Below are 26,446 nucleotides of genomic sequence, written 5' to 3' on the forward strand. Positions count from 1 at the left end.
GCAATATCGCTTTGTTTCCTCAATAAAGAAAGAGGCGTATACAACGTCCTCTTAAATGTTCTCTATAATTTATCGTCAAAGCACTTTGCTTTATAAGTTGGGTGCATTAAATTTTCAACCGATAAAATATCCTCAAGTTGTGCGTTTGTGAGTAACCCTTTTTCTAGTACCACTTCACGCACTTACCTGTTTCTACATAAATTTTGCTGATTATATCACCATTACCCGCTGAGTTAGTTACTGCACTGAAAGCTAGCAAAAACAGATGCAGACATTGCTAAGGCGGATATGTTAGTGTAGACTTTCTCATAAAAAATGAAATTTCTATAACATTTATTCTACTCTTCTACAGCGTATCCTTGTGGCGGTAACAATTGATTATCCAAGTACGCCTTTCCTTGATTTAAACACAAACGATCATCGCAAAACCACTGAATCACCAGTGGATAACAGCGATGTTCCTGCTCATAGACTCGCTCAATAACATCATCAATTTGATCATCAGGGTAAATTGGTACTTTAGCTTGTAGCACAATTGCCCCACCATCAACCTGCTCATTAACAAAATGAATGCTCATTCCGTGTTCACGCTCACCTGCTGCCATAGCTCGTGCGTGCGTATTAAGCCCAGCATACTTTGGAAGCAACGAAGGGTGAATATTGAGAATTTTCCCATCAAAGCGTTGAGTGAAGGCTGTCGTGAGAACTTTCATATAGCCTGCAAGCACAATTAAATCTGCATTTAATGCTTCAATTTGATTGACTATCGCCTTATCCATATCCGCATTGCTGTTAAAATTTTCACGCTCAAAAACAAAAGTCGGAATCCCTGCTTGCTCTGCACGAACCAGTCCATAAGCTGCCTTTTTATTCGAAATTACGCCACACACTTTACCTCTAATGTAACCTGCTTGCTGTGCGTCTAGAATTTTCTGTAAATTACTGCCATTCCCTGAAATCATTACGACAATATTTTTCACACCGTTACTTTTCACACGACTTCTCCAAGATTATTTGCTCCCTCAAGATTATTACGCCTAAGGTAATTTAAATGTAGCAAGAATAATTAACATCACCGTAAAAAATCGGCGAGCTTTCGCTCGCCATTATTCATCTAACACTTGGCTTGATTTTAGCCTTACAAGCGGTCAATTTTTGTTAAAAATTTACATAATTTCAACTTGCTCGTCTTGTTCATCACGATGTGCAATTTTACCAATTACCCACGCATTTTCCCCCATTTGTTTCAACAATGCCAAAGCAGTTTCCACATCATTTTCAGGCAAAGCAATCACCATACCCACACCACAGTTAAAGGTACGATACATTTCATAACGGCTAATATTCCCTTTTTCTTGTAACCACTTAAATATCGGCGCCCACGCCCAACTAGCTTCATCAATCACCGCTTTAACATTTTTGGGCAACACTCTTGGAATATTTTCCCAAAAACCACCGCCTGTTAGATGTGAAATAGCGTGTACATCAACCTGCTTAATCAGCTGCAGCACCGATTTTACATAAATCTTTGTTGGTGCTAATAAATGTTCACTTAGAGGCTTTCCTTCAAGAAGATCATCAGGATTTGCCCCACTTACCTCTAATACTTTACGAATTAGTGAATAGCCATTTGAATGTGCACCACTTGAACCTAATGCAATCAAGGTATCGCCTACTTTTACGCTTGAGCCATCAATAATATCTGCTTTTTCCACAACACCCACACAAAAACCAGCTAAGTCGTAATCACCAGCGTGATACATACCTGGCATTTCAGCGGTTTCCCCTCCAACTAATGCACAGCCTGATTGCTCACAACCATTTGCAATCCCTTTAATCACGGAACTGGCGACATCAACATCTAATTTACCTGTTGCATAATAATCAAGAAAAAATAGCGGTTCAGCACCTTGAACAACCAAATCGTTTACACACATCGCTACCAAGTCAATGCCAATGGTATCGTGTTTATTTAAATCAATCGCTAAACGTAATTTAGTACCAACGCCATCAGTACCTGATACTAGAACTGGCTCTCTATACTTAGTTGGTAAAGCACACAATGCCCCAAATCCGCCTAATCCTCCCATCACTTCTGGACGGCGAGTACGCTTAACATCGCCTTTAATACGTTCAACTAACTCATTACCTGCGTGAATATCCACGCCTGCATCTTTATAACTTAACTGTGTACTCACAATAAATCCCCAATTAATAAGATAATTTCGCCCAATTATAGCACTAGAGCAATCGTTTGCGGTAAAAAATTAAAAACCAATCTTATAAATCCCAAACTGTAAAAATTTATCTAAAACTTAGAAAATCTATTTGCCAAATAGAAGCACATCTGCTATTTATACGCCCTTTTGATGTTTAGAAAGACACCTTAAATTTATTAGGGAACAACAAATAGGAGTGATTTATGACTCAAGTGGTAAATACTACTTCACTTAGCTTGCTTACGCTTGCAGGCGTAACCCCATACCAATTAGGCAAAGATGAAGATTATATGAGCGATGCACAAATTGAGCATTTCCGTTGTATTTTAAAAGCGTGGCATGCTCAAATTATGGAAGAAGCAGAACGCACAAAAAACCAAATGCAAGATGATATTACTAATTTTGCAGATCCTGCTGATCGTGCAACACAGGAAGAAGAATTTAGTTTAGAACTTCGTAATCGTGATCGAGAACGTAAGTTACTTAAGAAAATTGAACAAACGTTACTCACATTAGATAGTGGCGATTATGGTTATTGTAATGCGTGTGGTATTGAAATTGGCTTAAAACGCCTTGAAGCACGTCCAACAGCCGATCTCTGTATTGATTGCAAAACCCTTGCTGAAATTCGAGAAAAGCAAATGGGTGGCTAATTCATTTGGTTAAATGAATAACGGACAATCGATTTCCATTTTGATTTTCAACATTTGGGGTGGACTATTTTTAATTATATTAAATCTCTTTTCTCAAAGAAAAATACTCTAAAGAAGAATACGCTGCAAAAAAAAGGACAAAACCAACCGCTTGAGCAAACAACTTCCGTTCGCTCAAGCCGTCCTGCTATGCGATCGTCCATTGCTTCAAACACTAAAACATCAACTTCCTCCTCCTCTGCAGCAAATTTTGTACAAAAAACAACGAAAAACTGCCTAACGACGATCGAAAACACCAATACGCTTAAGAAAAAGCAGCCCAAGACGCCTTCAGCTCCCTCACACATTCTGCATAAACAGTTTACTGTACCTGCTGGACAATATCAGATTAGCCCAAAAAATTTCCCTCAACAGTCCGTTTCTATTGTTAATAAATTACAGCAACACGGCTTTGAAGCTTACCTTGTAGGAGGGTGTATTCGTGATTTATTACTTGGGCATAAAGCGAAAGATGTGGATATTGCAACCAACGCACGCCCAGAAGAAATCCAAAAGATTTTTGGTCGTCAATGCCGTTTAATTGGTCGCCGATTCCGTCTTGCTCATATTGTGTATGGGCGTGAAATTTTTGAGGTTGCCACTTTCCGAGCAGAGCGTCATACCAGTAGCAATGAAAAAATATCCAAAACCAGCGAAACGGGTATGTTACTTCGAGACAATGTATACGGCACATTGCGTGAAGATGCACAACGACGAGATTTTACTGTGAATGCACTCTATTACGATGTTCATCGCAATTTGATTTTTGATTTCTTTGGTGGTATTCGTGATCTTCAAGCAGGCTGTTTACGCTTAATTGGCGATCCTGTCCTTCGTTACCAAGAGGATCCCGTCAGAATGCTACGAGCGTTACGCTTTATGGCAAAACTGGATATGTTTCTTGATAAAGCGAGCGAAGAGCCTATCCAGAAAATGGGCATTTTGCTTAAGCATATTCCTGCTGCACGTCTGTTTGAAGAAACACTCAAATTATTACAATCAGGCAAAGGCTTTATTACCTACGAACTACTGCACAAATATGGGCTATTTGCTCAATTGTTCCCAATCCTTGTGCCATTCTTAACGGAACATCAAGATTCCGAGACGGAAAAAATGTTAGCTAAAGCATTAAAGTCTACTGACGATCGCATACGAGATAATTTGCGTATCAATCCAGCGTTTCTATTTGCTGCTTTATTATGGTATCCATTACGAGAGAAAATCGAACAACTAAAAAATGAGGGCGGATTAAACAATCACGATGCATTAATGCTCGCAGCAAATGAAATTTTAGCTCAAACCTGTCGCACTGTTGCTCTGCATCGTCGCCATACCGCTGTTATTAGAGATATTTGGTCGCTACAATTTCAATTTCCCAAACGAAGCAGCAAGCAAGTAACACAAATTATTGAGCATATCAAATTCCGTGCTGGCTTTGATTTATTAGTGATGCGAGCCGAAATTGAAAGGGGTGATCTAATTGAGTTGAGTGCTTGGTGGCACGAATACCAATTTAGCAACGCTGAACAGCGTACAGAAATGCTCAAATATGTTCCCTCTTTTCATCAAGAAAAGCGGAAGAAAAAATGTCCCTCTCATCGTCGGACTTATCGTAAACGAAAATCTTCAGAGAAAAAAGAACAAAAGAGCGGAGAGTAGAAAATGAGTGCATCAGAATGGGTAACAGTCTATGTTGCTCTAGGATCTAATTTAGCTAATCCACAGAGACAACTACAACAAGCGGTCATTTCGTTGCAAAAATTTGCAAAAAATCTCTCTGTCAGTCCATTTTATACTAGTAAGCCACTTGGTCCACAGGATCAACCAGACTACGTTAATGCGGTTGCAAAATTTGAAACACATTTAACCGCTATCGATCTACTTGATGAGTTACAGGCTATTGAACAATCCCAAGGAAGGGTGCGTTCACGCCGTTGGGGTGAGCGTACCCTTGATCTAGATATTTTGCTCTACGGTTTAGTACAAATCCAAACTGAACGTCTAACCGTGCCGCATTATGATATGCACAATCGAGAGTTTGTTATTATTCCATTATTCGATTTATCGCCTGATTTAATCTTCCCAAATGGACAACCTTTATCTATTCTAAGAGCGAAATTTGCCCAACATCAAATGCAGAGATTAAGTAATACTCAACACAATATCGCAGCAATTTAGTATGTGATAAAAAATCCCCCTAAGGATTTACCTTTGGGGGATCAAGTACTAGCAAGTAGACTAATGAAATAAAATCATATCTAAACTATCTTGCCAACTTTTGGCGAATTGCATTGGCGAGTTCGGCACTCACTTTTTCAAAGTGAGCCATTTGGCGTTCTACAATTTCAGGTACAGTAACACCAGATAAACCTGCTGCAAAATTAGCAGCCAAACGCTCTTTTTGCTCTACAGTAAATAAATTATAAAGTGCGGCTGGCTGTGAATAATAATCTTCATCATATTCACGGAAATCAAAGTGTGCCGCTTCACGTTCAATTTGTAATGGCAACTGATCGTGAGTAGGTACATAAGTCTCGAAACGGTTCGGTGCATAGTTTGGGTGTTCACCGCCATTATGATCGACTCGCATTGCCCCATCACGGTGCGTAGTGTGATATGGACATTTTGGTGCATTCACTGGAATTTGGTGATGATTTACCCCTAAACGGTAACGCTGTGCATCTTGGTATGAGAACAATCGTCCTTGTAACATACGGTCTGGCGAAAAACCAATACCAGGGACGATATTGCTCGGTGCAAACGCTGCCTGCTCGACTTCAGCAAAATAGTTCGCAGGATTACGATTTAACTCCAATACCCCTACCTCAATACAAGGATAGTCAGAATGTGGCCAAACTTTGGTTAAATCAAATGCATAATTATGTTTGTGGGCATCTGCTTCTGGCATAATTTGCACTTGTACAGTCCAGCGTGGGAAATCGCCGTTTGCAATAGAAGTATATAAATCTTCTTGGCTATATTCACGGTTTTCACCGACAATTTTGGCCGCCTCTTCATTGGTAAAATGCTTATGACCTTGTTGTGTTTTAAAGTGAAATTTCACCCAAAAACGTTCATTTTGTGCATTCACAAAACTGTAAGTATGGCTACCGTAACCGTTCATATTACGCAGCGTTTGCGGAATACCTCGGTCAGAGAACAATGTCATAATTTGGTGCATTGACTCAGGGTGACGAGACCAAAAATCCCAAGCGGCATTCGCATCACGCAAGTTAGTTTGCGGATTACGTTTTTGGGTGTGAATAAAATCAGGGAATTTAAGCGGATCACGGATAAAGAAGACTGGCGTGTTATTGCCAACTAAGTCCCAGTTTCCTTGATCTGTATAAAATTTTAATGAAAAACCACGCACATCACGTTCCGTATCTGCTGCCCCACGTTCGCCTGCGACCGTTGAGAAACGTAATAAAACCTCGGTTTGTTTACCAATTTGGCTAAACACTGAAGCCTTAGTATATTGAGTAATGTCGTGAGTAACGGTAAATGTACCAAATGCTGCCGAACCTTTGGCGTGAACAACGCGCTCTGGGATACGCTCACGAGCAAAATGGGCGAGCTTTTCTTGAAACCAAACATCTTGTAAAAGTAATGGACCACGAGGACCTGCTGACATCGTATTATCGTTATCCACAACAGGACTTCCTGCTGCACTAGTTAAAGTTTTTGAATTGTGATCAAATGGACATTTTTGAGACATAGTTAACTTCCTTCTATCGTAGGTAATCGAATTCTCGGTTATTCTATTGATAGAAAAAAACTTTTCAATCTATCAAATTAATCATAAAAAACTATTAGAAATAAAGTCTTCATTACTGTCGCAAAAATTTCCCTCTCCAACCAAAAAAGTTATCACGACACTAATAATATTAGTTATTTCCCCTTGAAATTTTCTACTCTCGTCTTATATATGCTCCATTCACAAGCGGTAACAATCCGTTATTTTTTTGCAAAAAGAGGAAAATATGAGCAATCAAGATACTCAAAAAGAAACACGAGGCTTTCAATCAGAAGTCAAACAGCTACTCCAATTAATGATTCACTCTCTCTATTCCAATAAAGAGATCTTCTTGCGTGAGCTGATTTCAAATGCGTCAGATGCCGCAGATAAACTCCGTTTTAAAGCACTTTCTAATCCAGCATTATATGAAAACGATGGTGAATTGCGTGTGCGTGTCAGTGTTGATGAAACGCTCGGTACATTAACAATTAGCGACAATGGCATTGGTATGAACCGTGAGCAAATCATCGATCATCTTGGTACTATTGCGAAATCAGGTACTAGAGAATTTCTCAATGCTCTTGGTACAGATCAAGCCAAAGATAGCCAATTAATCGGGCAATTCGGCGTAGGTTTCTATTCTGCATTTATCGTGGCGGACAAAGTAACGGTAAAAAGCCGTGCAGCAGGCGACACACAAGGTGTTATCTGGGAATCAGCTGGCGAAGGCGAATACACGGTTGCTGATTTCGACAAAGCAGAACGAGGCACAGAGGTAATTTTACATCTACGCGAAGAAGAAAAAGCCTTTTTAAGTGAGTGGAAAGTCCGTGAAATTATCGGTAAATACTCTGATCATATTAGCTTGCCCGTTGAAATATTAACGAAAGAATATGATGATGAAGGCAAGGAAAGCGGTCAAAAATGGGAAAAAATTAACAAAGCCCAGGCACTTTGGACACGTTCGAAAAACGAGATCTCTGATGACGAATATAAAGAATTCTATAAACATCTAAGCCACGATTTTGCTGATCCATTAACGTGGTCTCACAATAAAGTCGAAGGTAAACAAGATTACACCAGTCTACTCTATGTGCCAGCCAAAGCACCTTGGGATATGTTTAATCGTGATCAAAAACACGGCTTAAAGCTGTATGTGCAACGTGTATTTATTATGGACGATGCCGAAGTCTTTATGCCGAATTATCTTCGTTTTATGCGTGGTTTGTTAGATACCAACGATCTGCCGCTAAACGTTTCTCGTGAAATTCTACAAGAAAACAAAACGACAGCAGCGTTACGTTCAGCCTTAACCAAACGCTCTTTGCAAATTCTTGAGAAACTTGCTAAAGACAGTACACAAGATTACCAAACTTTCTGGAAAGAATTTGGTTTAGTGTTGAAAGAAGGGGTTGGCGAAGATTTTGCGAACAAACAACAAGTCGCAGGGCTACTACGTTTTGCTTCAACACATCAAGACAGCAGTGAGCAAGCGGTCAGTTTTAGCGATTATATTGCAAGAATGAAAGAAGGGCAGAAAGCCATTTATTTCCTCACGGCAGACAGTTATTTAGCCGCAAAAAATAGCCCTCATTTAGAATTGTTCCGTAAAAAAGAGATCGAAGTTCTACTCTTATCTGATCGCATTGATGAGTGGTTAATCGGACATTTGACTGAATTTGACGGTAAACCATTACAATCGATCACCAAGTCTGATTTAGATCTCGGCGATTTGGCAGATAAAACCGAAGAGGAAAGCCAAAAAGCCCAAGAGGCAGAGTTCGGCTCATTCCTTGAACGTGCGAAGAATTATTTGGGAGAACGTGTCAAAAAAGTGGTCTTAACTCACCGCTTGACGGATACCCCTGCTGTTGTTTCAACTGATGGCGATGAAATGACCACTCAAATGGCAAAACTCTTTGCTGCTATGGGACAGCAAGCACCAGAAGTGAAATATACCTTTGAATTGAATCCTGACCATACGATGATCAAGCGTGTTGCGGATATTGCAGATGAAGCTGAATTTAATGATTGGATTGACATCTTGTTCGATCAAGCCTTGCTTGCCGAACGAGGCACATTAGAAAATCCGACTGCTTTTATTCAGCGAGTCAATAAATTACTAGTCAAATAAGGTTGGAAATACTATAGCAAACAAATGGCGTAATCCCTGTATGTTACGCCATTTTTATACCCAGATTAAATATCTATCAACTTCCGCCGGTTCCACCGTCCCCTGAATTTCTAGAGTGATCAAAGCCTTCACCAATATTTTCCAAACTGTCTCTACGGAGTAGGTTATCAGTCGTACGTAAAATGTGATTGCCTGAACTCATGTAGCTACTATTTCCTATTCGGCTGAATATCATTGCTAATATAGGACCAGATATATTGTGCCAGAAGCTAAATACGGCACTTGGTACTGCTATGATTGGATTTGCCTTAAAATGTAACGCAGCCAGTGCAGCTCCTAATCCTGAATTTTGCATGCCCACTTCGATAGCAATGGCTTTGCTATCGGGTAAATTAAGCTTTAACAGGCGTGAAACTAAGTAGCCAATGAGATAACCTAGGCTATTATGTAAGGCGACAACCATGAAAATTAATGGACCTGATTCGATAATACGATCTTTGCTAACCGATACGACGGCTGTAACGATTAATACGATGGCAATGACAGAGAGGAGTGGCATTGTTTGGCTAAATTGTTCGATCTTCTGTTTGAAAATAGTTCGGATAATTAACCCCACAAAGATAGGTAAAAGGACAATCTGTAACACAGAAATAAACATTGCAGTGGCGTTAATTTCTAGCCACTGACTTGCGAAAAGGTAGAAAACTAATGGAGTGAGGAAGGGAGCAAGTAATGTAGAAATTGTTGTGCAAGCAACAGATAGGGCAGTGTTACCTCGTGCAAGGAATGTGATGACATTCGACGATGTTCCGCCAGGACAAGCTCCAACAAGGATAACACCAATAGCTAGATCAGGTGGTAGTTGAAATAAGGTTGCTAACAAAAAAGCTATACTTGGCATAACAACAAATTGTGCAATCACGCCAATGATGACTGCTTTTGGATTGCGAGACACTTCAGCAAAATCTTTAAACGTGAGAGTTAATCCCATTCCAAGCATAACAATGCCTAATAAATAGGGAATCCAAGGTAGAAATAATTTAAAGGTTTCGGGAAATTGAGCTGCAATAAAGGCAAATATGATTACCCAAATCGCAAAAGTTTTACTAATAAATTGAGTTAGCTTTAAAAGAGCATTCATCTTTTTTGATCCTTGTTAAAATATTGTAGAGACGGTAAGCCTACTTGAAAGTTAATAATAAGTGAATAGATTTCAAGATACTTAACTTATTATTTCTTTTAGTTATAACACATAAATTTCTAGACTAACTTATTTCTCCTAGAAGCAGTATGCTTTTACCTACTATATCAATATTCGGAGGGATTTTTTATGACAATTTATCAAGATAATTCAGAGACTATTGGCAATACACCGCTTGTGCGTTTGAGAAATTTTGGACATAACGGCAATCTATTAGTGAAAATTGAATCACGCAATCCAAGTTTTAGTGTGAAATGTCGGATTGGAGCAAATATGATCTGGCAAGCAGAGAAAGAGGGTATTTTAACTTCGGAGAAAGAAATTGTTGATGCAACAAGCGGAAATACAGGGATTGCACTAGCTTATGTGGCCGCTGCTCGAGGTTATCGATTAACTTTGACTATGCCAGAGACAATGAGCATTGAACGCCGCCGATTATTACGGAGCTTAGGTGCAAAATTAATATTGACGGAAGGAGCAAAGGGAATGAAGGGTGCGATTGCTAAAGCTGAGGAAATCGTATCAAGCGATCCAAGTCGTTACATTATGCTCAAGCAATTCGAAAACCCAGCCAACCCAGCCATTCATCAACAAACAACGGGGCCTGAGATTTGGGAGGCAACTAATGGTAATATTGATGTATTTGTAGCAGGTGTTGGAACTGGCGGCACTATTACAGGGGTGAGTCGTTATATTAAGCAAAATCAAGGAAAACAAATTATCAGTGTCGCTGTTGAGCCACAAGAGTCACCTGTGATTACACAAACGCTTAATGGGGAAGATATTCAACTTGCACCGCATAAAATTCAGGGTATTGGTGCGGGTTTTATTCCGAAAAATTTAGATCTTTCTCTTATCGATCGGGTTGAATTAGTCGATAGCCAAACTGCCATTGAGACCGCACAACGACTAATGGCAGAGGAAGGTATCCTCGCAGGTATTTCATCAGGAGCAGCAGTAGCAGCAGCGGATCGCCTTGCTAAATTACCTGAGTTCGCCGATAAACTGATTGTTACAATTTTACCATCTGCTTCAGAGCGTTACCTTAGTACGCTGTTGTTTGAGCATATTGAAGCTTAAAACAAGAGGTAAATATTGAGGATAAATTTGCAACTTGGAAAGAGATTTTAGTCAATATTTTTCAATTCTTCTTCGGAGAGAATTTCTTGATTATGCTCAACTTTACCATCTTTGACTTTAAATTCAAGGTGTTGAAAATAGGCTTCACGGAAAGTAATATAAGGGTCTTGAGACTGTTTCAATAAGGCATCTTGATCGAGTAAATTCGCTCGAGAATTTATTCCTTGAACAGTAAATTTAGCGATTGACCACGGAGTAGCTAAGAGCGAAAGCACTGGGTAGGTGGCATCTACGATGCCACCTAAATCTTGGCGAGGGGTTGCAGGACCATAAGCAGGTAGCATTACATAAGGACCTGTGGGTATACCGTAAGCTCCTAATGTATCTCCAAATGTACGTTTATCATTATCTAGCTGTAGGTGAGGATCAAGGCTTGCAAAATCAATTAGTCCACCAAGACCAAAAATAGAGTTCACCCAAAAGCGTGTGAAATGAACCATTGCTTTTTCACCTTCGCCTTCAATTAAACGATTAACAAAACTTGCAGGCTCATCAAGGTTGCCTGCAACATTTACCAACCCTGTTTTAACAGGTGATGGTACATAATCACGCCAACCTTTTGCAACAGGTTCAAGTAAATATGGATCGAGATATTCATAATTTACTTTCCACATCGCCCGATTAAAGTTTTCCAAAGGATCGCTTCGCTCACCAGTTGAGTTATGTTGTGATGAGCAAGCACTCAATAAAAAAGCAATGATAAATAGGCTATAAAATTTTGTTTTCATCATATCAATGATCCTATCTTAAAAAGGGATTATGCTGCTTTTCATAACCAATAGTCGTGTGTGATCCGTGTCCAGCTATGATGATAAAATCATTCTCAAGATCAAATAATTTTGTTTGGATTGTGTGTAGCAATTGTTCAAAATTGCCCATATAGAGATCGGTTCTACCAATACTTTTTTTAAATAATACATCGCCAGTAAAAGCAATTTTATTTTGAAAATCAAAAAAACCGATATGTCCAGGGGCGTGTCCTGGTAGATGGCGTACACTAAATTGCAATTGCCCAATTTCTATAATATCCCCTTCGCTAAGCCACTGATCGGGCCGAAAAGCGGAAACAGCGGGAATGCCATAGCTTTCACAGATAGTCGGTAGTGCGTCAAAAAGTGGAGAGTCTGCGATATGTGAGCCAAGTACTTCAACACCAAAATATTTTTTTAGCGATTCGACAGCCATAATATGATCCAAATGACCATGCGTTATCAATAATGTTTTAACTTTTAGTTGTTGTGATTCAACAAATGCTATGATTTTCTTTACATCACCACCAGCATCAATAATTGCCGCATTTTTTTGATTATCCCAAATAATAGAGCAATTTTGTTGAAAGGCAGTAACAGGGATAATGTGTAGATTGAACATTCTAAATTATCATTTCCGATTAACCATGCCAAGTGCGTACAGGACCAGTATCCACATGAACAAAATTACTACGAGGATAATAGCCTACCCCTCCGTTTCTAAGGCTTTCTGAAACTTCCTTTATTCTTCTAAGAGGTACGCCTGAAATATTGAAATCAACAGCTTGTCCACGAGTATGATAGCTATTACGAGCAACACCACGACTGTAGCGGTGCATTTTTGCATTCGTTTTTGGAGAGCGGTAGCCACTAATAATATTTACCTCAGCATTGCGTACGCCTAAACGAGTTTGGATTTGAGTGAGTTTTAAAAAAAGATTTGGATCAATGGGGTGAGTTTGATTGGTACGGCGATCACGCATGATGTGATTTAGCCTATTTAGCGTTAGACTTGAAAAACCTTTGTGAGAATAAGAGGCTGTTAAAACCTCATCTGTATTAATATTACGCAGACGTAACAAAAGTGGCTTTGGAGTAGAAACTAACGCTAAAACTGAATTTGGGAGTAAACTTGTACCGAGAATTATTCCCCCTAGTGATAACCAGCGACGGCGCTGTAAATTTGTTTGTTCCATTATTTGCCTCATTGCATCTTATTTGTACAGCAATTTAGTGAGTTTATTTCAAGAAAAGTTCCAAATAAAAACTAATTTGTAAATTCACTGAAAAACTCACGGCTAAATCCTATATTTGGTTTTTTACTTGTTCCCAGTTTATTTCTACGTTAGGTAATTTCACATCATAGTTATAGATGTCTGGTAATGTATGAATTTTGCCATTTTCTACCCAAGCAGTCACATAATAGAGATAAACAGGATTATCCGAGCGAATATGTGCAGATGTTGTTTTTTTACTTTCTAGTATACTTTGTTTGCGTTTATCATTCCAACCAGCTTCTTTTAGCAATAATGTTGCTAACTCATCTGATTTTGCCACACGAACACAGCCTGAACTTAATGCTCGTTTTTTATTACTAAATAATTCTCTTTTGGGCGTGTCGTGCAGATAAATGGCATCGGTACTTGGCATATTAAATTTGTAACGTCCTAACGCACTATCATCGCCTGCTTTTTGACGGATATGATAAGGGAAATTAGTATTTGGATCATAGGATTCCCAGACAATGCTATGCGGATTAATACGGTTCCCTTTATGGTCGAAAATTTCATAACCATTGCGTTCAGCATAGCTAGGATCTTTACGTATTTTTGGCACGAGATCTTTATTCTTAATAGTAATCGGTACATTCCAAGGCGGATTTACCACCACATTACTCAACTTACTATACATCACAGGTGTGCGACGATCATTTCGACCAACAATAACTTTTGATTGTAAAGCAAGCTGCCCATCTCGGAAATAATAAAGTTGATAACTTGGAATATTGACAAAAATACCATTATTAAAACTCGGAATTAAACGTAAACGCAGTGCATTTAATGCTAAATTTTGAGAAGAAATAGAACTCGCTTTTTTAGTCTTCCCTTTCTTACTTGTAGCAATTTTGGACGAACTAGAATTCAACTCAAACAAGTTACTCACAGTTTCCTGATAAATATGATTTTTTGGAATTAAGTTTTGAACGAATTCAAGACTTGTTTGATTTCTAGTTGCATTTACCCACAACAAAATTTGCACTTCATCAGGGGCTTTTGAGCGATACGAACCCAGTTCATACAACCATTGATTTGCATTATTCAGTGCGTTTTGGTTGTAATATAAATAATCTAAAAAGCTATCTGTTAAAAGAATATCACGAGTAAGACCTGGTGAAGTATTCAGGATTTGCACTAATGCTTGAGCCGCTTTTGTAGAGATACCACTAGCGGCAAACACTGCATATTCCTTTAAAAATAGACGTTCTGCGTCTTTGTTTTCCCATAAAGGATTAAAATCGGATTCAAGATAGGCGATTGCTGTTGGTGTCAATAGTTGTAATGAATATTGCCCAGCTTCTTGTTGAATACGATGCTCAGTTTGTTGCAATTTTTCTAAGCGAATACGCTTGACCTCTTCCTGCCGAATTGTATATTCAGATTGTTTAACTAATTCAGAAACCCGTTTTTGCTGTGCTTCGAAACTTATGATTGGTAGAATTGGTGTTGGACTAACTTCTGCTTGCACAGGTGTAGCCTCTGCGAAAACAGAACTAGAAAGAAAGGTAAGTAATATAAATTTCGCTGATTTCATTATTGGGTAGCAATCCACTGTGTAAATTTTAGGATAAAACAGACCGCTTAGTACTAGACGGACTACCAACTAACTACCTTGCGGTCATTATAAGATGAGATGATTATAAATGGTACTTCTATGGTTTGCTAATGTTAAGCCAATCGTTCATCATATATTGCACCTCTTTTTGGAAAAAATCTGGAGCCTCATAATCTTTAGGTAATTCATCAAGATTCTTAAGCGTTTTTTTCCTTTCTCGTTTAAAGCGATCATTTAGATTTTTTAAACGTCTTGCCTCATTTTCGGCATTTTCTTTCTGGCGTTCTATTAAATTGAGTGATATGAATTTCTGATTATCCTGCTTTCTATTTTGCTCAATATCCTCATTTAAGGCGATAAATTCAGGATCTTTTGCAATTCTATTCAAATGTTTCTGCTCCAATTCTTTAACCACTGTGCGAGACGTGCCAATTTCCGAATAATTTGCTGCAGGTATTTTATCCCACGGTAGGGCATTATCTTCGAAACTTTCACCTACTTTTTCAGCATTGATGATTTCAGGGAAACGGATATCGGGGTCAACGCCTTTCAATTGAGTACTCCCGCCATTAATTCGATAAAATTTCTGAATCGTATATTGAATAAAACCCAGTGGATCTTGATCAAGATCGTAGATGAAATTTAAAGAACGACTTTGTTGTACAGTACCTTTACCGAAAGTAGTTTGTCCAATAATGATTGCTCGATTGTAATCTTGCATCGCAGCAGAAAAAATTTCTGATGCTGAGGCACTATGACGATTAATCATTACCATAATTTTTCCGTCATAACTCACATTGCTATTGCTATTTTCGTGGATTTTAATCCGATTAAAAGTATCTCTAACTTGTACAACAGGCCCTGCCTTGATAAACAATCCAGTTAGTTCAACTACTTCAGATAAAGAACCGCCGCCATTATCACGTAAATCAATAATCAGTCCTTGTGCATTTTTACTTTTCATTTCTGTAAGTAACTTACTAACATCTTCAGTCAGTCCAATGTAGAAACTTGGAATTTTGATAACAGCAATATTTGTATTGTTAATTTTTTCAACGGTCAGTTTTGCTGCGCTGTCTTCTAAACGAATTTTATCCCGTACAATTGGAACAATTTTCGCTTTTCCGCCCTTAGCTGGCTCAATTTGTAAATAGACTGTTGTACCTTTTTTACCTTTAATCTTATCGACCACGTCATCTAAACGCCAGCCAACAACATCTTCAATTTTCTCTTTAACTTGTCCTACACCGATAATTTTATCACCTACGCCAATTTTTTTACTGCGTGCAGCAGGTGCACCAGGGACAAGCGATTTAATTTTGGTAATTTCATCTTCCATTTCAAGTGTCGCACCAATGCCTTCTAAGGAGAGGTTCATACTTTCTTGAAAGTTTTTAGCAGCACGAGGGGAAAGATAACTCGTATGAGGATCAATTTCTCTCGAAAATGCATTAAGAAACGTTTGTAACACATCATCGGCTTTATTTTGTGTCAAGCGGCGAATCGCCAAGTTGTAACGCTTGCTCAATGTTTTCTTGATTTCAGGCCATTTCTTGTCTTGCAAGTAAAGATAAATAATATCGTTTTTAACTCGCTGTTCCCACAACGTTTCTGCTTCCTGCGTATTTTTAGGAAAGTCAGCCTTTTCACGATCGCTTTCAACTTGGTCATTACCAGTAAGATCAGGCTTCTTATCTAACAACGATAAGGCATATCTATACCGCTCGTAGCGGCGTTTCATCATCAATTCATACATCTGAAAGGCAGAATCCACTTTGCCTTCGTAAAGCTCATTATCTAGTTTACTAGCATATTCTTGACGCATTTTGTCAATATCGGACTGTAAAAATGTATTGTGCGAGGTATCTAGAAAGTTAATGTAACGCTCAAAAATTTTCTCAGCAAATTGATCATCTAAGGTAAATTTACGATAGTGCGATTGCGTTAAGCGTGCTGTAACACGTTTTGTAGATAAATAATGCTGTTCTGTTGGTATTGGCAAAATAAGGTCGCTTTCTTTGATTGTTGGTTTAACAGCGATACTTATCCCAGCCCAGACACAAAATAACAGACCCAATATGTATTTATGAATATGCATAATAATCCTATAGCAATAGAGAAAAAATAGCGGTAGAAAAGCGTTCAATCTCTTCTATTTTTTAGCCTCTTTTATCCTTACCTTTGCCAAATTTATTTTCTAACTCAGCAAGGCTTTCTAAAGATGCTTGTACAGATCTATCTTGTTTTTTCTGCTTCGCTTCTAGCCGTTTTTTCATATTTTGCTCTTTAGCTTGCTGTTTAAAAAACGCCTTTCTTTCTTCCTTGCGTTGCTGAGCTCTTTTTTCTACATAAGCCGCCTTCGCATCAGCAAGTGTTTGTGCTGCGTGTGCAGCTTGAGTTGCATCAACTACGCCAGCCTCTTCCCCTTGCAACCCAACACGAATAGCACCTTCTTTACAGCCGTGCAGATAACGCCAATTCATTGTATAAGTGCGTAATGCTTGACGAAGTGAAGTTTTACTGATATTTCCATCACTGGCTAATGCCTCAGAAAGCTCTTGAAATAGTCCTATTTTAAGTGGTTTTGCTTCACCTTCCAGTGAGAAACAGTTAGGAAATTTTTCTGCTAAAAAGGTGATGACTTCTTTTGTGCTTGGGGCTTTTTCCACGTTTTCTTGTGTTTCGATATGTTGCTCAGACATAGTACATTCCAAAATAATAAATAGATAAAGGTATAAAATGTGACTACTATATTTTATTTGTTAAATCTCGTCCATAGACTTATCGTAAACTTTGAGATCGACGGAGTTAAAATTTAAATTTATGTAAAAAAATTCAAATTTAGTTTGCTATTATGATTAATAAATGTTCTAATTTGCCCGCAACGTGATAGTGTTGCGTATTTATGTTATTTATTTAAGGTTCTATTTATGTCAAAAATTACTGGTACAGTTAAATGGTTTAACTCTGTTAAAGGCTTTGGTTTCATCGCTCCAGATCAAGGCGGTAATGATATTTTTGTGCATTTTTCTGCGATTATTAGTGAAAATTCTTATCGTAACTTAAAAGATGGCGACAAAGTGGAATTTACTGTTGAAGATTCCCATCGTGGTTCATCTGCTGCAAACGTCAAAGTAATTTAATTCTTCTTACAATCAATAACTGATGCTATACAAGTGGTGGAATTTTATTTTCTCTAAGTATTCATTAGTGCCGTTTGATTGTCGTTACAATTTAATTTTGATATTATAGGACTGAAACCCAAGTAAAATAAGGTTCAGTCCTTTTGTATTTATTGTACAAAAACTTACTGCTTGTCTCTTTTACTTCTTGTTATCTCTTGCAACCAGAGAGAGCTTTTAATTTTTATCTAATCCTCTATCTACCGACGCTGCTGTGATTATTGTGTGTAAAATAACAATGATTCTTTACCTGTCTGTGCAAAAACGGTATTTAAAGTTTGATTAAAATTCATTGCATTTCCTCATCTTTACAATACGATAATCTAATGGACAATCAATTTTTACAGAAATTCAATTTTTCTTACTCTTTGATAAATGATGCTCTTCTGATGAAAAGGATATTGGGAAAAAAATACGGCTCTGTTAAACTGCAAATCTCATTCTATTATTCTACTTTTATTGGTAAGTTAGTCATATGGCATTAATCGAATATTGTCCACCAACAACACCTTGGCTTAATGAAGTCTATCGTGATAACCATATTGTCGTCATCAATAAACCAAGTGGGCTGCTCTCTGTATCTGGAAACCGTCCCGAATACTACGATAGTGCAATGACACGAGTGCAACAGGAATATGGCTTCACCGAACCAGCTCATCGTTTAGATATGGCAACCAGCGGTATTTTACTCTTTGCTCTAAGCAAGGCAGCAGAAAAAGAATTAAAACGCCAATTCCGAGAGCGTGAGCCTAAAAAACACTATATCGCAACGTTGTGGGGAAAGTTAGGGAAGCAAGTAGGTGAAACAGGTAAAATTGATTTGCCGCTCATTTGTGATTGGGAAAACCGCCCTCGTCAGAAAATTTGTTTTGAGAGGGGTAAGCAAGCGGTTACTTTTTATGAAATTCTTGCACACAACGCTGACAATACCACTCGAGTGAAATTGACCCCCCACACAGGACGTTCTCACCAATTGCGTGTTCATAGCCTTGCACTTGGGCACCCAATTGTAGGCGATAAATTCTATGCCAATCCGCTCGCTCGCCAGCTTGCACCGAGATTATACCTGCACGCAGAATCGCTGACGATAACTCACCCAATAACAGGCGAACTGATGACATTTTTTGCAGCTGCAGATTTTTAGACGTAACTTACAGTTTGTGGTAGACTTATCTACCTTATTACTTGCCCTATTCTAGCGGCGAGTCAAATTTTTCATTTGCAAAATTTTTGAGAAAATTGACCGCTTGCAAGCGGTCTTTTTATGAAAACTTTTTGCAAAGTTAGATTAAATTGTGTTAAATCAACAAGTAGCCTCTCGTATGGGTTACCACTGTAAGGAAATTTTATGCCAATTATTACTTTACCTGATGGCTCACAACGCCAATTCGATGACCCTGTTTCTATATTAGAAGTTGCACAATCAATAGGTGCAGGTTTAGCCAAAGCAACGATTGCAGGACGTGTCAATGGAGAACGCCGCGACGCTTGCGATATGATTAGCGAAGACAGCTCACTTGAAATCATTACAGCCAAAGATGAAGACGGCTTAGAAATTATTCGCCATTCCACTGCTCACTTATTAGGGCACGCAATTAAACAGCTGTTTCCTGATGTCAAAATGGCAATCGGTCCAACAATTGATAACGGCTTCTACTACGATATTGATTTAGATCGTTCACTGACACAAGATGACATTGAAGCTTTAGAAAAACGAATGTTAGCCTTAGCAAAAACCAACTATGACGTGGTGAAAAAACGAGTGACTTGGCAAGAGGCTCGTGATACCTTTGAAGCTCGTGGCGAAAGCTACAAAATGGCAATCTTAGATGAAAATATCGCTAAGACGGATAGTCCTGCACTTTATCATCACGAAGAATATATTGATATGTGCCGTGGACCTCACGTCCCAAATATGCGTTTTTGCCATCATTTTAAGTTGCAAAAACTCGCAGGGGCATATTGGCGTGGCGACAGTAAAAATAAAATGTTGCAACGCATTTATGGCACAGCATGGGCGGATAAAAAGCAGCTCGCTGATTATCTTCATCGCTTAGAAGAAGCAGCTAAACGTGATCACCGTAAAATTGGTAAAGCCCTAGATCTATTCCATATGCAAGAAGAAGCACCAGGAATGGTCTTTTGGCATAATGATGGTTGGACAATTTTCCGTGAGTTGGAAACGTTCGTCCGTACAAAACTCAAAGAATATGATTACCAAGAGGTTAAAGGTCCATTTATGATGGACAGAGTGTTATGGGAAAAAACAGGGCATTGGCAAAATTACGGAGCGATGATGTTCACTACCTCATCAGAAAACCGTGAATATGCGATTAAACCGATGAATTGCCCAGGGCATGTACAGATTTTCAACCAAGGCTTAAAATCGTATCGTGATCTTCCGTTGCGTATGGCAGAATTCGGCTCTTGCCATCGTAACGAGCCATCAGGTTCGCTGCACGGCATTATGCGAGTTCGAGGGTTTACGCAAGATGATGCACATATTTTCTGTATGCCTGATCAAGTTGAAGCAGAAGTGATGGCTTGTATTAAGATGGTCTATGATATTTATAGCACCTTTGGGTTTGAGAATATCAAAGTTAAACTCTCCACTCGACCAGAGAATCGGATTGGTTCAGATGAAATGTGGGAAAAAGCAGAGGCCGATCTCGCAGCAGCATTAAAAGCAAATAGTTTAGAGTTTGAATTGCAAGAAGGGGAAGGTGCATTTTATGGACCGAAAATTGAATTTACCCTCCACGACTGCTTAGACCGTGCGTGGCAATGTGGGACAGTGCAGCTTGATTTCTTCTTACCAGAGCGTTTAAGTGCCTCTTATGTAGCGGAAGATAATGATCGTAAAACACCAGTAATGATTCACCGTGCTATTTTAGGCTCGCTTGAACGTTTTATTGGGATTATTACCGAAGAATATGCAGGCTTCTTCCCAGCGTGGTTAGCCCCTGTTCAAGCCGTGGTAATGAATATTACTGATAGCCAAGCAGAGTATGTTCAACACGTTACCAAAGCACTGTCTGACGCAGGTCTTCGAGCAAAATCAGATTTGCGTAACGAAAAAGTAGGATTTAAAGTGCGTGAGCATACCCTACGCCGTGTACCATATATGCTTGTTTGTGGTGATAAGGAAATTGAGGCTGGTAAAGTCTCTGTCCGTACCCGTAAAGGTGCCGATTTAGGTACATTTACGATTGATGAATTTGTCGATATACTCAAAAAGCAAATTAAGGCAAGGGAGCTTAAATTACTCGGTGAAGCATAACTCTCACTAATAACAACTTTAAGTGTTTTTCGCAAGATAAAGGCGGTCTGTTCAGAGACCGCCTTGTTGCATTCTAAAAAACTACTGATATAATTCGAACGATTTTTATTAACAAACGTTATTTATACTTAGCGGAGACACTATGATTTCTCAACTTTCTCAAGCAAAACAATGGTTTGCAGCCAATGAAAAATTAGGTTTTTGGATTAAAGCTTTTGTTGGTGCGAATTTAATTGCCTTATTTGCACAAATAAGTATCCCTTTACCCTATGTACCTATCACAGGTCAAACCCTTGCGGTATTAGTCGTTGGTCTAGCACTAGGCAGTAAAGCGGGAGCAACGGCTGCAGCTATTTATTTGCTTGAAGGTGCAATGGGACTACCTGTTTTTGCAGGTGGAGCGGGTGGTTTTGCCAGAATTTTAGGTGCTTCAGGTGGCTACTTATTAAGTTATGTACCTGCTATGTTCTTACTTGGCTACTTTAGCGATAAAGGTGCATTAGAATCACTATGGAAGACAGCTCTTGCAGCATTACTTGCAAGTGTCGTCATTTACGCTTTTGGCTTGATCCAGCTTTCTTTCTTCTTACCTGCTGGGAAAAGTGTACTTGCTGTTGGGTTATACCCATTTATCGCAGGCGATCTTCTCAAAGCAGCGTTGGCGAGCGTATTGGTTGTGCCAACACACCGTTTATTTTCAAAATTATAAAATAGACTATAAGATAAAAATGTTCAATTGTCTAAATTATCAAGCAATTGCACTTTGTTTAAAAGTTCGGTAGAATTCATGCCGTTTGGGTTTAGTACCCAGAGAGAAATTATGCCGTGAAATGATGAGCGGTGTAATTTTAGTTTAAATTTGCAAGAGGATTAATATTATTAAACCTGTAAAACGTGTTCAGACAAACCGAGCTCATCGCCTGAATGATGAGATTCGTGTAAAAGAAGTTCGTTTAACTGATGAAAATGGCGAACAAGTTGGTATCGTTTCTATTCAAGACGCTTTAACTCGTGCAGAGAAAGTCGATCTTGATTTAGTTGAGATTAGCCCAAACGCAGAGCCACCAGTCTGCCGTATTATGAACTATGGTAAGTTTATTTACGAGAAAGAAAAGGCTGCAAAGGAACAAAAGAAAAACCAAAAAATTGTTCAAGTAAAAGAGATTAAATTTCGTCCAGGTACCGATGAAGGAGATTACCAGGTGAAATTGCGTAATGTCATTCGTTTCTTAGAAGATGGTAACAAGGTGAAGCTTACAGTACGTTTCCGTGGACGTGAAATGGCTCACCAAGGTATCGGTTTAGAAGTGCTTGAACGAGTAAAACAGGATACCTCAGAAATTTCAATGGTAGAATCTGCACCAGGCAAATTAGAGGGACGTCAAGCAGTAATGATTATTGCACCGAAGAAAAAATAATATATTTCTTGCATAAAATGGACGGTTCTTATAGAATCCGTCCGTTTTTCTTTGAGAAAAACTAGAATAGCACTAGGCACACTACGCAGCCTAATTTGCTTTCTGCTGTATGATATAGATTATATCTTTTAAAAAGTAATTAGTGCTCTTTACAAGTAATTTTGGTAACAAAATTCGCCTAATTGCAGTCGTTTCATTTAAACAATGCGGGGTTTGTAAAACAATGCCTAAAATTAAAACCGTACGCGGTGCTGCGAAGCGTTTTAAAAAAACAGCTTCAGGCGGCTTTAAGCGTAAACAATCTCACTTACGTCATATTTTGACTAAGAAAACCACTAAACGTAAACGCCATTTACGCCACAAATCAATGGTAGCGAAAGCAGACCAAGTATTAGTTGTTGCGTGTTTACCGTATGCGTAAGCGTTTGAGTAAAATGCGTACTTTAGTGAATTTTAGTATTTAAATAGACATTAGGAGATTAAATAATGGCTCGTGTAAAACGTGGTGTTATTGCAAGAGCACGCCATAAGAAAATTCTTAAGGCTGCTAAAGGTTATTATGGAGCACGTTCACGCGTTTATCGTGTTGCGTTCCAAGCTGTAATTAAAGCTGGTCAATATGCCTACCGTGACCGCCGTCAGCGTAAACGTCAATTCCGTCAATTATGGATTGTTCGTATTAATGCGGCCGCACGTCAAAACGGTTTATCTTATAGTAAATTTATCAATGGCTTGAGAAAGGCATCTGTTGAGATCGATCGTAAGATTTTAGCTGATATAGCAGTATTCGACAAAGTAGCCTTTACTGCTTTAGTTGAAAAAGCAAAATTTGTGCTCTAGTTTAGCTTATACGAGACAGCTCTTAATTTATTGAGGGCTGTTTTTTAATTTAGTACCCTCTCCAATATGATGATAGGTATCATTGGGATTTATGTTTTCATATGATTAACATCTTTATATAGAAGTACCTTGTTCTTGCGTAATCTACAAAATTTTTTCCCCTTGTAAAATCAGCAGTTCTCACGAGGCAATCAGCATTGCCTATTTGTCAAGTGCTTGCTGAACTAGAAAATATAGATAGAATAGTAGCTACTGAATCACCTAGCCTATGTCTGCTTATGCCTCGCAATATTTTTGAAAAACGTATTCAAATTAAACCATATGAATACCCAGAATTACTTGAATTTAAAGATGCCATTCGTCACTCTTATTGGTTACACACTGAATTTAATTTTACAGGAGATATCCAAGATTATCGGACGAATATCAATGATCACGAACGCCGCGTGCTTACTCGAACAATGTTGGCAATTTCACAAATTGAAGTAAATGTAAAACGTTTTTGGGGTGATTTATATCGTTATTTCCCAAAACCAGAAATTGATGATGTTGGCGGTACTTTTGCTGAGAGCGAGGTGCGTCACAAAGATGCTTACTCTTTCCTGCTTGAAAAGCTGGGTTTAAATGATATGTTTTCTGAAATTAACCATATTGAACCATTGATGGCTCGTATTCGTTATATGGAAGATTTTATGCGTGAAAAAGACGATGGTCAAGATCGTTTCGTGCTTTCTCTTGTCTTATTCTCATTGTTTGTAGAACACATATCATTATTTGGACAATTCCTTGTCATTATGTCGTTTAATAAACATCGTAACTTATTTAAAGGTATTTCTAATGCTGTAGAAGCAACATCTAAGGAAGAAGAAATCCACGGGCGTTTTGGGATTGCCTTGTATGAAATTCTGCGTGATGAGCATTCTGAGCTTTTCACAACTAGATTTTATGAAGAATTAAAAACACTTGCTTATCAAGCTCTTGAGGCGGAAAAGGGTATTTTAGATTGGATTTTTGAAGAGGGAGATTTGAGCTTTATTTCACGCCAAACTGTCGAAAATTACATTATGAGCCGTTATAATAATTCTCTAATGGCATTAGGTCTAGAGCCACCTTATGATATTAACCCAGATATGTTAAAAGAAACCGAATGGTTTGATATTGAAATTCTTTCTACGAAAGAGACGGATTTCTTTAACAAACGTAGTACAGATTACAGTAAAAAAATGAAACAGATTACAGCCGATGACTTATTCTAATACACAGCGCCCTGATTTTGCGTGGCTAAATGATGATAGCCGCCTATTTTTACAACGTGGATATTTGCTGGAAGGCACAACTGCGTTAGAGAGAATCCGTTTTATTGCCGATCACGCAGAAAATAAGCTTGGCATTAAAGGCTATGCGGATAAATTTTATCACTATATGGCAAGAGGTTATTTCTCTCTTTCTTCACCAATTTGGTCTAACTTTGGCTTAGACCGTGGTTTACCGATTTCTTGCTTTGGTAGCTATATCGGTGATTCAATCCACGAAATTATGGTTACGACAGCCGAAGTGGGAATGATGAGTAAAATTGGTGGAGGTACGTCTGCCTATTTTGGAGATATTCGCCCACGCGGTAGTTTAATCAAAAATAATGGTAAATCTGACGGTTCGTTTAACTTTAGTAAGTTGTTTGATACGGTAATTGATGTTATATCGCAAGGTACGTCTCGTAAAGGACAATTTGCAGGTTATATTGACATCGAACATGGTGATATTGATGAATGGCTTGATATCCATACTGAAGGTAATCCTATCCAGCTGATGTACTATGGCGTGTGTGTAGGACGTGATTGGATTGAGTCAATGAAAGCAGGCGATCCTTATAAGCGGCAACTTTGGGCAAAATTATTGCAACGAAAAACAGAAACAGGTATTCCGTATTTATTTTTTAAAGATAACGCCAATGCAGGTCGTCCTGATGTTTATAAAGACAAAAATATGACTGTACATGCGTCAAATTTGTGTACAGAAATTATGTTGCCATCAAGTAACGAAGAGAGTTTTGTATGTTGTTTATCTTCGATGAATTTACTCTATTTTGATGAGTGGAAAGACACTGATGCACCAGAAGTGCTCACTTATTTCCTTGATGTAGTGATGAGTGAATTTATTGAAAAAAGTAAAGATATGCCATTCTTACACCGAGCGAACCGCTTTGCAGAGCGTCATCGTGCTCTAGGGTTAGGGGTACTAGGTTGGCATAGCTACCTACAAGCAAACCATATTCCGTTCGATAGTTTTGAAGCTATGCAGAAAAACAGTGAAATATTCAAAGTGCTACAAGAAAAGACATTAAATGCTTCTAAAGAACTGGCACAACGCTTTGGCGAGCCAAAAATTTTAGCAGGCTATGGTCGTCGTAACACTACATTAATGAGTATTGCTCCAACTAAATCAAGCAGTTTTATTTTAGGTAGTGTTTCTCCATCTGTTGAACCATTTAAATCTAACTACTACGTTAAAGATTTAGCCAAAATCAAAACAGTATATAAGAATCCATTCTTAGAGAAATTATTGCAAGAAAAGGGGCTAGATACGGATGAAACGTGGGAAAGCATTCTTCTAAATGATGGCTCGGTGCAACATTTAGAGCAGCTGTCTGAACACGAAAAAGAAGTCTTCAAAACCTTTTCTGAAATTAGCCAGTTAAGCGTAATTCAACAAGCAGCACAGCGTCAAAAATACATTGATCAAGGGCAAAGCATCAACATTATGGTTCACCCTGCAACGCCAGCTCGTGACCTTAATCAGCTTTATCTCACCGCCGAAGAACTTGGCTTAAAATCAATTTATTACCAGTACTCAATGAGTGCAGCACAAGTATTCAACCGCAATCTACTCAGCTGTAGTAGCTGCGAAGGATAATAATCTTTACCCAAAGCCAGACTGAAAAGTTTGGCTTTATTTTTTAGGTATTGCTGGGCGTTTTCCAAAATACAAAGAATCGCTGATTCATTTTCTAAACGCTATAAATA

General features: G+C 38.5%; 23 protein-coding genes and 2 pseudogenes. 14 read left to right on the top strand and 11 right to left on the bottom strand.

Features of this window, described 5'->3' with window-relative positions; genetic code table 11:
• Window positions 1–62: 62 nt before the first annotated feature.
• From aspA to purM, 3 genes and pseudogenes are all read right to left on the bottom strand, one after another.
• Window positions 63–223 (bottom strand): annotated as a pseudogene (aspA, locus tag EV693_RS00210) (aspartate ammonia-lyase); the annotation flags it as partial.
• A 115-nt stretch (window positions 224–338) separates the two neighbouring features.
• Complete coding sequence (purN, locus tag EV693_RS00215) at window positions 339–980, bottom strand: phosphoribosylglycinamide formyltransferase (protein WP_132500590.1); 642 nt, start codon at window positions 978–980, stop codon at window positions 339–341.
• Window positions 981–1,166: 186 nt separating this feature from the next.
• Entirely contained in the window at window positions 1,167–2,201 is a 1,035-nt protein-coding gene (gene purM, locus EV693_RS00220) for a phosphoribosylformylglycinamidine cyclo-ligase (protein ID WP_132500394.1), read from the bottom strand.
• A gap of 221 nt (window positions 2,202–2,422) precedes the next feature.
• Here purM and dksA point away from each other — a divergent pair, with 221 nt between their 5' ends.
• From dksA to folK, 3 genes are all read left to right on the top strand, one after another.
• Window positions 2,423–2,872 (top strand): RNA polymerase-binding protein DksA, encoded by a 450-nt coding sequence (dksA, locus tag EV693_RS00225; protein ID WP_132500395.1) that lies wholly within the window; start codon window positions 2,423–2,425, stop codon window positions 2,870–2,872.
• A gap of 189 nt (window positions 2,873–3,061) precedes the next feature.
• A complete protein-coding gene (pcnB, locus tag EV693_RS00230; RefSeq protein WP_132500396.1) occupies window positions 3,062–4,570 on the top strand; it encodes a polynucleotide adenylyltransferase PcnB in 1,509 nt (502 codons plus the stop codon).
• A 3-nt stretch (window positions 4,571–4,573) separates the two neighbouring features.
• The gene (gene folK, locus EV693_RS00235) at window positions 4,574–5,089 is read left to right on the top strand and encodes a 2-amino-4-hydroxy-6-hydroxymethyldihydropteridine diphosphokinase (protein WP_132500397.1); all 516 of its coding nucleotides are present in this window, start codon (window positions 4,574–4,576) and stop codon (window positions 5,087–5,089) included.
• An 85-nt stretch (window positions 5,090–5,174) separates the two neighbouring features.
• On the opposite strand, the gene EV693_RS00240 is transcribed toward folK, so the two are convergent.
• Window positions 5,175–6,629 carry a catalase gene (locus EV693_RS00240; RefSeq protein WP_132500398.1) on the bottom strand — a complete coding sequence of 485 codons (1,455 nt, stop codon included), beginning with the start codon at window positions 6,627–6,629 and terminating at the stop codon, window positions 5,175–5,177.
• Between the two features lie 265 nt (window positions 6,630–6,894).
• Here EV693_RS00240 and htpG point away from each other — a divergent pair, with 265 nt between their 5' ends.
• Window positions 6,895–8,784 carry a molecular chaperone HtpG gene (htpG, locus tag EV693_RS00245; protein WP_132500399.1) on the top strand — a complete coding sequence of 630 codons (1,890 nt, stop codon included), beginning with the start codon at window positions 6,895–6,897 and terminating at the stop codon, window positions 8,782–8,784.
• A gap of 211 nt (window positions 8,785–8,995) precedes the next feature.
• Here the strand turns inward: htpG and EV693_RS00250 are convergent.
• Window positions 8,996–9,925, bottom strand: a pseudogene (locus EV693_RS00250) (bile acid:sodium symporter family protein); the annotation flags it as partial.
• Between the two features lie 189 nt (window positions 9,926–10,114).
• Here EV693_RS00250 and cysK point away from each other — a divergent pair.
• Window positions 10,115–11,065, top strand: a complete 951-nt coding sequence (gene cysK / locus EV693_RS00255) for a cysteine synthase A (protein ID WP_132500401.1) — start codon at window positions 10,115–10,117, stop codon at window positions 11,063–11,065.
• A gap of 47 nt (window positions 11,066–11,112) precedes the next feature.
• On the opposite strand, the gene EV693_RS00260 is transcribed toward cysK, so the two are convergent.
• The 6 genes from EV693_RS00260 to proQ all read right to left on the bottom strand — a co-directional run bounded on the left by EV693_RS00260 (window position 11,113) and on the right by proQ (window position 17,408).
• Window positions 11,113–11,853, bottom strand: coding sequence for an MlaA family lipoprotein (locus EV693_RS00260; RefSeq protein ID WP_132500591.1), 741 nt, complete (start codon window positions 11,851–11,853; stop codon window positions 11,113–11,115).
• Window positions 11,854–11,866: 13 nt separating this feature from the next.
• Window positions 11,867–12,496 (bottom strand): MBL fold metallo-hydrolase, encoded by a 630-nt coding sequence (locus EV693_RS00265; protein ID WP_132500402.1) that lies wholly within the window; start codon window positions 12,494–12,496, stop codon window positions 11,867–11,869.
• Window positions 12,497–12,515: 19 nt separating this feature from the next.
• Complete coding sequence (mepK, locus tag EV693_RS00270; RefSeq protein WP_132500403.1) at window positions 12,516–13,070, bottom strand: peptidoglycan L,D-endopeptidase MepK; 555 nt, start codon at window positions 13,068–13,070, stop codon at window positions 12,516–12,518.
• A gap of 109 nt (window positions 13,071–13,179) precedes the next feature.
• Window positions 13,180–14,685: a L,D-transpeptidase family protein gene (locus EV693_RS00275; protein ID WP_132500592.1), complete on the bottom strand. Its 1,506-nt coding sequence runs from the start codon at window positions 14,683–14,685 to the stop codon at window positions 13,180–13,182.
• Window positions 14,686–14,803: 118 nt separating this feature from the next.
• Complete coding sequence (prc, locus tag EV693_RS00280; RefSeq protein ID WP_132500404.1) at window positions 14,804–16,804, bottom strand: carboxy terminal-processing peptidase; 2,001 nt, start codon at window positions 16,802–16,804, stop codon at window positions 14,804–14,806.
• A gap of 61 nt (window positions 16,805–16,865) precedes the next feature.
• Entirely contained in the window at window positions 16,866–17,408 is a 543-nt protein-coding gene (proQ, locus tag EV693_RS00285; RefSeq protein WP_132500405.1) for an RNA chaperone ProQ, read from the bottom strand.
• Between the two features lie 228 nt (window positions 17,409–17,636).
• Here proQ and EV693_RS00290 point away from each other — a divergent pair, with 228 nt between their 5' ends.
• The 9 genes from EV693_RS00290 to EV693_RS00330 all read left to right on the top strand — a co-directional run bounded on the left by EV693_RS00290 (window position 17,637) and on the right by EV693_RS00330 (window position 26,336).
• Window positions 17,637–17,849, top strand: coding sequence for a cold-shock protein (locus EV693_RS00290; protein ID WP_132500406.1), 213 nt, complete (start codon window positions 17,637–17,639; stop codon window positions 17,847–17,849).
• A 514-nt stretch (window positions 17,850–18,363) separates the two neighbouring features.
• Window positions 18,364–19,032, top strand: coding sequence for a bifunctional tRNA pseudouridine(32) synthase/23S rRNA pseudouridine(746) synthase RluA (gene rluA / locus EV693_RS00295; protein WP_132500407.1), 669 nt, complete (start codon window positions 18,364–18,366; stop codon window positions 19,030–19,032).
• Window positions 19,033–19,236: 204 nt separating this feature from the next.
• Window positions 19,237–21,168: a threonine--tRNA ligase gene (gene thrS / locus EV693_RS00300; protein WP_132500408.1), complete on the top strand. Its 1,932-nt coding sequence runs from the start codon at window positions 19,237–19,239 to the stop codon at window positions 21,166–21,168.
• A gap of 142 nt (window positions 21,169–21,310) precedes the next feature.
• Window positions 21,311–21,877, top strand: a complete 567-nt coding sequence (locus EV693_RS00305; protein WP_132500409.1) for a biotin transporter BioY — start codon at window positions 21,311–21,313, stop codon at window positions 21,875–21,877.
• Window positions 21,878–22,046: 169 nt separating this feature from the next.
• Complete coding sequence (gene infC, locus EV693_RS00310; RefSeq protein ID WP_132500410.1) at window positions 22,047–22,586, top strand: translation initiation factor IF-3; 540 nt, start codon at window positions 22,047–22,049, stop codon at window positions 22,584–22,586.
• A 223-nt stretch (window positions 22,587–22,809) separates the two neighbouring features.
• The gene (rpmI, locus tag EV693_RS00315; protein WP_005596065.1) at window positions 22,810–23,007 is read left to right on the top strand and encodes a 50S ribosomal protein L35; all 198 of its coding nucleotides are present in this window, start codon (window positions 22,810–22,812) and stop codon (window positions 23,005–23,007) included.
• A 65-nt stretch (window positions 23,008–23,072) separates the two neighbouring features.
• Window positions 23,073–23,426, top strand: coding sequence for a 50S ribosomal protein L20 (rplT, locus tag EV693_RS00320; protein WP_132500411.1), 354 nt, complete (start codon window positions 23,073–23,075; stop codon window positions 23,424–23,426).
• A gap of 278 nt (window positions 23,427–23,704) precedes the next feature.
• Entirely contained in the window at window positions 23,705–24,682 is a 978-nt protein-coding gene (locus EV693_RS00325) for a ribonucleotide-diphosphate reductase subunit beta (protein ID WP_132500412.1), read from the top strand.
• Window positions 24,669–26,336 (top strand): ribonucleoside-diphosphate reductase subunit alpha, encoded by a 1,668-nt coding sequence (locus EV693_RS00330; RefSeq protein ID WP_132500413.1) that lies wholly within the window; start codon window positions 24,669–24,671, stop codon window positions 26,334–26,336. The genes EV693_RS00325 and EV693_RS00330 overlap by 14 nt, the downstream gene beginning before the upstream one ends.
• Window positions 26,337–26,446 lie beyond the last annotated feature (110 nt).

It is taken from the genome of Nicoletella semolina (genome assembly GCF_004345745.1).
GTDB lineage: Bacteria > Pseudomonadota > Gammaproteobacteria > Enterobacterales > Pasteurellaceae > Nicoletella > Nicoletella semolina.